The organism is Mucilaginibacter sp. MD40, assembly GCF_002288635.1.
Taxonomy (GTDB): Bacteria; Bacteroidota; Bacteroidia; order Sphingobacteriales; family Sphingobacteriaceae; genus Mucilaginibacter.
Genome location: NZ_NRSW01000001.1, coordinates 1,792,900 through 1,800,422, shown reverse-complemented (window position 1 = coordinate 1,800,422; position 7,523 = coordinate 1,792,900). Strand labels below are relative to the sequence as shown.

Below are 7,523 nucleotides of genomic sequence, written 5' to 3'. Positions count from 1 at the left end.
ATGATGCTTACTAAGCCATATAAAATACATCACCTTATTCTATCTGTTATTTTTACAGGTGTTATTATTTTAAATATACTGCTGTTGCTTAATCCTGCCGCAATTTTTCCCGACGCTTCATGGGGGTTCCAGGTATTACGGTCTATGCAACACGGCAGTGGCTTTAACATCATGACCCAGGTAAGCACCTGGGATATCTCAGCCAATACATCTGAGTTTAAATCGTGGTGGTCGCCGGGGCAATACCTGGTGCCTGCGCTGTTTAAAACCCTTTTGGGTATCAAGTTGGGGCAGGCCATCAGTATTACCATAATCCTGTGCCAGCTATCCGGCCTTGCAGGTTTATACATATTTTTTAAAAAGGCGGGCTTTAGCCAAATCATTAGTGCCCTTAGCGTTGGGGTAATTTGCCTGCAACAAGCGTTTTTTAGTCCTTACATTTTTTACAGTGGCGGCGAGGTACTACTGTTTGGTGTAATAGGCTGGTTTTTATATGGTTGTTTATCTGTAAAAACACCGGGCCCGGCATTGGTTGTCTTCGTATTATTATCCGGCTGGGTGGGTTTTATTGCCAAATCGTCATTCCTGTGGATGTATGGCGCAGGCCTTGTTTTTATATGGATACAACTCTCAAAACATGGCCGCGCAATAACTACATGGTTAAAAAACGGCTTTTGGATTGGCGTGCCTGCAGTGTTATCTGTTGCGGTGATCTATTTGCTTTATCTTTCTAAAGGTAATAATCCATCCTCTCAATCGGGTGGTTTAAGTTTTTCTTTAAACGCTTTTACTTTTCCGCTGGCCTCGCCGTTATTGGCGGGTTTCTCTTTTGATGACCTGGCCAACGGCTTCATCTTTCATAATGACACCATATTATTTAGCCCGGCACAGGCTAATATCATCATAGCTATATTGGCTTTATTAAGTGTCGTATTGGTATATTTTATCTGTAAACGCTCACCTTATACGGCGTACAACATGCTAATGATGTTGGTTTACGGATTCGCTATACTATTTTTTGGATGGGCTTATCTGCGCAAAGCGGATATTTCATATGAAGGCCGCCATTTTCGTACGGTGGGCCTGATAATGGTTCCCGGTACGCTTTACTTGTTCAGTAACACAAGCAGGATCTTTGTTTATATGCTTGGCATCCTGGTGGCAACCATCGGTTTCTTTAGCATACGTTTTTACACCCGCTCATACATTGCCCTTAAACAAGATACCGCACATGGGCCAACAGGCATAGCACAACAGTTTATTGACCAGCCCAGCCTTAATTATATCCATCAGTTAGATGTACACAACCACAACGCTATTTTTGTGTTCCTAAGCCCCGACCTCGGCCTCGAAATACAAAATAACCGTATCATTACGCTTGATCCGCTCAACCGGGATATCAGCATCAACTTTGACGATTATGTGCATAAAGGCCACGCGGGGCCGGTTTATATCCTGCTGCCGCATGAGTACATTGGTGTACGTGCCAATATGATATTAAAAGCTTTTCCGGGATATAAAGGCTTCTCGCTTAAAGAATTAAGCGACGATTATGTATTATATTTTGCCACACAGGCAAGGTAGCTTAACGGTTAATTTCTTTCCAAAGCAGATCTTTAAGCTCAGTGATCCCTTTTTGAGCAACCGCTGAAATGAAGATGTGAGGCACATCCTTCGGCACTTCCCTTTCCATTTCTTCCTGTAATTCCTGGTCAAGCATATCAGCTTTGGTAATTGCCAAAACACGTGGTTTGTGCATCAGTTCAGGGTTGTACTCGTTAAGCTCATTCAGAAGTATTTCGTACTCTTCTTTAATGGTGCGGTTAGTATCGGCAGGCACCATAAACAATAGCGTGGAGTTACGCTCGATATGGCGAAGGAAACGGATACCTAAGCCCCTGCCCTGCGAAGCACCCTCTATGATACCCGGAATATCGGCCATCACAAATGAACGGTTATCGCGATAGCTTACGATACCAAGGTTAGGAACCAGCGTAGTAAAGGCATAATCGGCAATCTCCGGCTTAGCTGCAGATACAACTGATAACAAGGTTGATTTACCCGCATTAGGGAATCCTACCAAACCAACATCCGCCAGCAATTTCAATTCAAGTATGTTCCAGTCCTCACGGCCATCTTCGCCGGGCTGGGCAAAACGCGGCGTTTGCTGGGTTGGCGATTTAAAATGCCAGTTGCCTAAGCCGCCACGGCCACCCGGCGTTAATATTTTGGTCTCGCCGTCGGTATTGATCTCGAACAAAACCTCACCTGTTTCAGCATTGCGGGCAATGGTACCCAAGGGTACTTCTAATATCTCATCACGACCGGTTTTTCCTGAACGCAAAGAACTACCGCCCGATTCGCCATCACCAGCTATAACGTGCTTACGGTATTTAAGGTGAAGCAATGTCCATAACTGGGCGTTACCTTTTACAATCACGTGCCCGCCACGGCCGCCATCACCACCATCAGGGCCGCCCTTTGCTGTAAAAACATCACGATGCAAATGTGCGGAGCCCGGCCCGCCATGGCCCGAACGACAGCAAATTTTTACGTAATCAACAAAGTTAGATCCCTGAGACATGGCTTTTTATTTAGTCGGAAAGCTTTTAGACGGAAAGTCCGAAAGACAGCATGTCATGCGACTTACCGACTTTCGGACTTCCCGACTTACAGACTATCCTAATTATTTAATACTTAGCAATAACGCTGTTGATAGATGCAAAGATATCTTCTATTGAACCTATGCCGTTAATGCTGGTAAACTTATTCTGGTTTTGATAAAAACCGGCAACAGGCGCGGTTTTATCATTGTACTCTTTAATACGCTTACGGATCACTTCCGGATTGGCATCATCCGGCCTGCCAGATGTTTCGCCACGTTTTAACAAACGCTGCTCCAGTTCCTGGTCATTCACCTCTAAGGCGATCATGCCTGATATGGCCGAACCCTTTGATGCTAATAGCTCATCCAATGCTTCGGCTTGCGCTACCGTACGCGGGAAACCGTCAAAAATGAAGCCCTCTGCATCTTTATTAGCATCAAGCTTATTGCTTATCATACCAATAACAACCGCATCGGGTACTAACTGGCCCTCATCCATCAGCTTTTTTGCTTCAAGGCCAAGCGTGGTGCCCTGTGCAATTTCGCCGCGTAGCAAGTCACCGGTTGATAGGTGAATAAGGCCGTATTTTTCGATAAGTTTTTGTGATTGAGTACCTTTCCCGGCACCGGGCGGACCAAACAGAACTAAGTTAAGCATCCCTGTGAGTGATTAAAGTTAAAAGCCTTTCTGCATCTGGATACGGAAAGGCTTTAGAATTATGTGCACTTGTAGGGATTCGAACCCCAAACCTTCTCATCCGTAGTGAGATGCTCTATCCAATTGAGCTACAAGTGCGCTTTACTATGTAAAACACGCTATTGTTTAACCAACAACGTCCCGTTTTTAACGGACTGCAAAAATAGAATAATCTTATATCCGTTGCAAACTTTTTTATCAATTACTTTACTTTTTCTGCAATGGCATTAAAATCAGGCAGGTCGCCGGCGTTCTCAAGTACCTCAGCATAAATTACTTGCTGCTGTTCATCAATCACAAAAGCCGCACGTTTGGAAACGCCTTTAAGGCCAAAAACAAACTCATTATAGATGGCGCCGTAAGCGGTTGATACCTCTTTATTAAAATCAGACAATAACGGGAACTGGTATTTTTGCTCCTCTTTAAACTTAGCCAGCGTAAAAGGCGAATCAACCGAAATGCCCAGTATTTGCGCGTTTAAGCCTTCATAATAGCCAAAGCTATCTCGCATGGTGCAAAGCTGGGTGGTACAAACGCCGGTAAACGCCATCGGGAAAAAATGCAGCACTACCTTTTTTCCTGCGAAATCTGCTAATGATACTTCTTTCAGATCTGATGATACCAATTTAAACTGAGGGGCAGCCTCTCCTATTTGTATAGCCATGTTGTTGTTTTTTATGCAAAAGAAAGCATTAACCGCATATACCGGCAATATTTTAAAAATAAAGTTGAGTAAAATGCTTCGTATAACTAAAAATTTAGTTTAACTTTATTTAACATATTGTTATGTAAACGAACACTACTTTTATAAACGTAAGATAACCACCTAAATATCATCATCCACCATGCTCAAAACCCTAATAAAAATCGCATTTAAAAATCTGTTTAAAAATAAAGGCGTAACGCTCATTAACATATTTGGGCTGGCTTTGGGGTTGGCGAGCTGCCTGCTCATTGTATTTTATGTGGTTGATGAATTGAGCTTTGATAAATTTAATACTAATGCCAACCGCATTTACCGCGTTAATACCGATATCAGTTACGGTGGCAACGCAAGCTCTTACGCTATTGGCCCCCCGCCCCTGGCCGCGGAAGCAGTAAATAAACTACCCCAGGTAGAAAAGGCTGTGCGCATAACCGCTGCTACTGAAGTGCGCTTTAAAAAAGGACCGGAAAATATCAGTGAACCCAAAGTAGCCAATGTGGATTCTACGTTTTTTGAGGTGTTCACCTTCCCTATGCTTCACGGCGATCCGCATACGGCACTTGCAGAACCGCATTCCATTGTATTGACTCAAAGGGCCGCTTTAAAATACTTTAATACCACTTATGCTGTTGGCCGGGTGCTGACCATGGCTAACAATAACGAGAACTTTAAAGTAACAGGCGTAATAGCCAATATGCCCGAGCTGTCGCATTTTAATTATGACTTCCTGATATCAATGAGCACCAACGAGGACAGCAAGGCCAACGTTTGGAACAGTTTTATTTACAGCACCTATCTTCTTGCCCGACCGGAAGCTGACGCGGCCGCATTGAGCAAAAGTTTGGATGCGCTTTTCCAATCGCACTTTGAAAAACAGCCGGGTTTTAATAAAGCGGCCTTCGCCAAAAACGGCAATTATGTACGCGTAAACCTCACTCCACTTACCGATATTCACCTACGCTCTAATAGGCAGTATGAGTTAGGCAGCAACAGTGACATTACCTATGTGTACATCTTTTCGGCTATTGCATTATTCATATTGGTGCTGGCCTGTATCAACTTCATGAATATTTCCACGGCACGCTCGGCCAACCGCGCACGTGAAGTAGGTGTGCGTAAAGTGCTCGGCTCGCCGCGCAAAATGCTGATTTTTCAATTCCTTACCGAATCTACTTTAGTAACATTGGTTGCCGCGCTAATTGCTGTGCTGGCGGCTTGGGCATTGCTGCCTGCGTTTAACAACATAGCGGGCAAAGCATTGAGTATAAATCTGCAAACTATTAAATGGCTGCTACCTGCTATTTTTTCGATGGTATTAACTGTAGGCGTACTGGCCGGCGCTTATCCTGCATTTTATTTGTCAGCTTTTCAACCTATCGCGGTTTTAAAGGGCAAGTTATCAACCGGATTTAAAGGCAGCGTATTGCGTAACAGCCTGGTGGTGTTGCAGTTCTCGGTATCTATCTTTTTGATCATTGGCACCATCGTAATTTACAACCAATTAAATTATATCCAGCAAAAAGACCTGGGGTACGACCGCAGCCATGTACTCGTAATAAAAAACACGCTGGGGGTAGAAAATGCCAGGGCACTTAAAAACGATTTAAAGCAAATTGCAGGAATAAGCGATGCTTCATTGAGTGGCTTTTTACCAACAGGGACTTTAAGGCAGCCCAATTCGGTATTTAAAAGCCGTACACCTGTACCCAAGAATGCCGTATTTACAGAGATATGGCCTGTTGATGAGCATTACCTGCCTACCATGAGCATGAAGTTATCGCAGGGCCGCAACTTTGAAGAAGGCAACATATCAGATTCATCCAAAGTGATCATTAATGAAACTGCTGCCCGTGCGTTGGGCTACGCAGCTAACCCCATAGGTAAAAGCCTTTACTACGAGCCGGAACGCAACGAACGCGATACAGCGATAAAAGAATTAAAAGTGATAGGTGTAATAAAAGATTTCAACTTTAAATCCCTGCGCGACAACATTACCCCTGTGGTGATGATGCTGCAAAGCAACAACAATGCACTTAGCGTTAAACTACAAGGAGCTGACGTAAAACATTTTCTTCCGCTTATTGAGGCAAAATGGAACCGGGCATCTCCTAATCAACGGTTTGAATATTCATTTATGGGCGAGGATTTTAACGCGACCTATCGCACAGAACAACGCACCGGTCAGCTGTTTCTGGTATTTGCCACTTTAGCCATTATTATTGCAGGTTTGGGATTGTTTAGCCTGGCCGCTTACGCTGCCGAGCAGCGCAACAAGGAGATAGGCATACGCAAAGTATTAGGTGCAAGCGTATCATCCATCGTAAGCATGCTCTCTAAAGATTTCATTAAGCTGGTACTGCTATCATTCCTGATCGCTGCGCCACTGGCCTGGCTGGTAATGCATAAATGGCTGGATGGTTTCGCCTATCGCCAAAACATACAATGGTGGGTTGTTGTGGTAGCGGGCGCTGGCTCGGTGCTTATCGCCTTTGCAACTATCAGCACGCAATCATTTAAGGCAGCGGTGGCTAACCCTGCGGAGAGTTTAAAGAGTGAGTAGGTGTCAATAAAAATCATTTTCGATTTATAAAATTTTTCAAAAATCTCTTTGAAATATCGAAATCAAATTGAACATTTGTAGTGTACTACTAAACTAATACACTAATGATACGATTTGACAATTTATCTTTTGGTTATTCCCACAAAAAAATGCTTTATAACAATCTCACACTTTCTGTTGAGAATGGCAGTATTTATGGGCTATTAGGCAAAAATGGCGCTGGTAAGTCCACGCTGCTTAAAAACATTGCAGGAACGTTGTTTCCGATTAAAGGCACTGTTTATGTTGATGGCATTGAACCCCGTGACCGTAAACCGTCGTTCTTAAGAACCATTTATTACTTAGCCGAGGATGTGTATGTACCCGCATTAACCATAAAACAATACCAAGCGCTTTTCGCACCCTTTTACCCTCTTTTCAGTCAGGACGATTTTTATAAGAACCTGCGTGAGTTAGAGGTAGGCATTGACAGTAAACTGAACAAACTATCGTTTGGGCAGCAAAAAAAGTTTGTAATAGCCTTTGCGCTGGCCTGCAATACGAAAATATTATTAATGGATGAACCTACTAATGGTTTAGATATACCTTCAAAGGCGCAGTTTAGGAAACTTATTGCTTCGGCAATGAATGATGAGCGTATCATTTTTATATCCACGCACCAGATACGCGACCTGGAAAACATGATAGATAAAGTGATGATAGTTGATAATGGTAATTTATTACTCTATTCGTCTATAACTGAAATAGGCGAAAAGTTATGCTTTAAAACTGTAAAACAAATTCCCGAAGGGGCTAATATCCTTTACACTGAAAAAATGCTCCGCGGTACATCAGTGATCATGGAAAACATTAACGGTGAAGATACTGCTATTAACCTGGAACACCTTTTTAACGGCGTAACTGAAAACCCTGCTATAGCTCAAAAAATATTTCCAATCAATTAAATTACCAATAT

Annotated in this window: 6 protein-coding genes and 1 tRNA gene; 3 read left to right on the top strand and 4 right to left on the bottom strand. The window is 43.2% G+C overall.

Annotated elements, in window-relative coordinates; translation table 11 throughout:
* Positions 1-1,584, top strand: coding sequence for a hypothetical protein (locus CKK33_RS08165; RefSeq protein WP_095703630.1), 1,584 nt, complete (start codon positions 1-3; stop codon positions 1,582-1,584).
* A gap of 1 nt (position 1,585) precedes the next feature.
* Here CKK33_RS08165 and obgE read toward each other — a convergent pair whose 3' ends face one another.
* The 4 genes from obgE to CKK33_RS08145 form a co-directional block, all read right to left on the bottom strand.
* Entirely contained in the window at positions 1,586-2,584 is a 999-nt protein-coding gene (gene obgE / locus CKK33_RS08160) for a GTPase ObgE (RefSeq protein ID WP_095703629.1), read from the bottom strand.
* 106 nt (positions 2,585-2,690) lie between these two features.
* Complete coding sequence (locus CKK33_RS08155) at positions 2,691-3,263, bottom strand: adenylate kinase (protein WP_095703628.1); 573 nt, start codon at positions 3,261-3,263, stop codon at positions 2,691-2,693.
* A 64-nt stretch (positions 3,264-3,327) separates the two neighbouring features.
* Positions 3,328-3,401: transfer RNA gene (locus CKK33_RS08150), tRNA-Arg, on the bottom strand.
* Positions 3,402-3,504: 103 nt separating this feature from the next.
* Positions 3,505-3,966, bottom strand: coding sequence for a redoxin domain-containing protein (locus CKK33_RS08145; RefSeq protein WP_095703627.1), 462 nt, complete (start codon positions 3,964-3,966; stop codon positions 3,505-3,507).
* A gap of 181 nt (positions 3,967-4,147) precedes the next feature.
* Here CKK33_RS08145 and CKK33_RS08140 point away from each other — a divergent pair, with 181 nt between their 5' ends.
* Both CKK33_RS08140 and CKK33_RS08135 read left to right on the top strand, forming a co-directional pair.
* The gene (locus CKK33_RS08140; RefSeq protein WP_233138166.1) at positions 4,148-6,568 is read left to right on the top strand and encodes an ABC transporter permease; all 2,421 of its coding nucleotides are present in this window, start codon (positions 4,148-4,150) and stop codon (positions 6,566-6,568) included.
* 104 nt (positions 6,569-6,672) lie between these two features.
* Positions 6,673-7,512, top strand: a complete 840-nt coding sequence (locus CKK33_RS08135) for an ATP-binding cassette domain-containing protein (protein ID WP_095703625.1) — start codon at positions 6,673-6,675, stop codon at positions 7,510-7,512.
* Positions 7,513-7,523: the final 11 nt, after the last annotated feature.